Genomic DNA, 1,462 nt, shown 5'->3' with positions numbered 1-1,462 from the left:
TCGTCATTATGAACAAAAGCTATCGAAAAACTGAGAATCGAGCACAATTTTCCTTGTTTATTGATCACCTCGATCAGCACATCTCTGATACGAATCCAGTGCGAGCAATTGATGCTTATATTGATACATTGAATTTCGATCAATTGGCTGTTGGTGTGTATAAGTCTTCATCCTCCTTAAGAGGGCAGCCCGCTTACAACCCAGCTGACCTGTTACGCTTGTATTTATATGGTTACCTAAACGGTATTCGAAGTTCACGCAAACTTGAAAAAGAGTGTCGCAGAAATATTGAGCTTATGTGGCTAATCAAGCATCAACATCCTAGTTACAAAACGATAGCTAACTTTAGAAAAGATCATCATAAGCTTCTCATTCGAGTAAACCGTGATTTTATTTTACTCTGTAAACAGCTTGATTTAGTTGGTGGTGAGCTGATAGCAATTGATGGGAGTTTCTTCCATGGCAATGCAAGTAAACAAAGCATTTTGACGAAAAATCGCTTAACGCAGCAACTAAAAGCAGTTGAACAAAAAATCCAAGACTACCACACTATGTTGGATGCATTAGATAATGAAGAGTCAGAAGCTGATAATTTAGACAGCATCAAGTTACAAGAATTAATGAATAAGCAAGCAAACCTTAATCAAGTACTAAATGAGTTAACCCAATCAGATACTGGTCAATTATCGCGAACAGATCCAGACGCTAGACTACTGTTTAAACGAGGAGCAAAAATAGCGGGTTATAATATCCAAACTGCCGTGGATGATCGCCATCACTTAATTATTGCAAGTGATGTAACCAACGAAGGAAATGATCAAAAACAGCTTTACCCTATGGCAAAGCGATCAAAAACAACACTTGGTTTAGATAAATTAACGGTACTTGCTGATGCGGGTTACTATGAAACAACTAATTTGCATCTTTGTGCTGAGAATCAAATTACACCCTATGTTCCCATACCGAATAAATCAGCCAGCATTAAAGAGCAAGACAGATTTACTCGTGAGCACTTCCTATACGATATATCAAACAACTGCTATTCCTGCCCTAATGAAAAGTTACTAACGCCATCAGGCTCACTAACAAGCAAGCATAATAAAAAGCGGCAGCTTTATATCAGTAACTCAAAGGACTGTAGAAGTTGTTTTAAAAAAGATCAGTGTCTGGCTCAAGGAACAACTCGCCGAAAGCTGTATCGTAGCGAATACGAGTCTGTTGTTGATGAACACAAAAGAAGAATGGAGTTTTATGGAAAAGGTAAAATGCAGCAGAGAGGTGCACTTGTAGAACACCCATTTGGCACATTGAAAATGAGAGCTGGATGGCAACACTTCCTTGTTAGAGGGTTTAAAAAGGTCAAAGGAGAGTGGTCATTAATGAATCTAGCCTACAATTTTACCCGTGTGCTAAATATTATTGGTATGAAGGGCTTTAAAGCTTACTGCCAGTAGAAAAAGTA

The 1,462-nt window shown here is 38.2% G+C and carries 1 protein-coding gene; it reads left to right on the top strand.

All coding sequences use genetic code 11. The annotated features are described in order from the left end of the window. Positions 1-1,454: IS1182 family transposase (locus TW85_RS25100; protein ID WP_238326295.1), on the top strand; the 1,454-nt coding region annotated here is incomplete at its 5' end. Positions 1,455-1,462: the final 8 nt, after the last annotated feature.

The organism is Marinomonas sp. S3726, from assembly GCF_000967665.1.
Classification (GTDB): Bacteria; Pseudomonadota; Gammaproteobacteria; order Pseudomonadales; family Marinomonadaceae; genus Marinomonas.
This window is presented reverse-complemented; position numbering and strand designations above follow the sequence as displayed.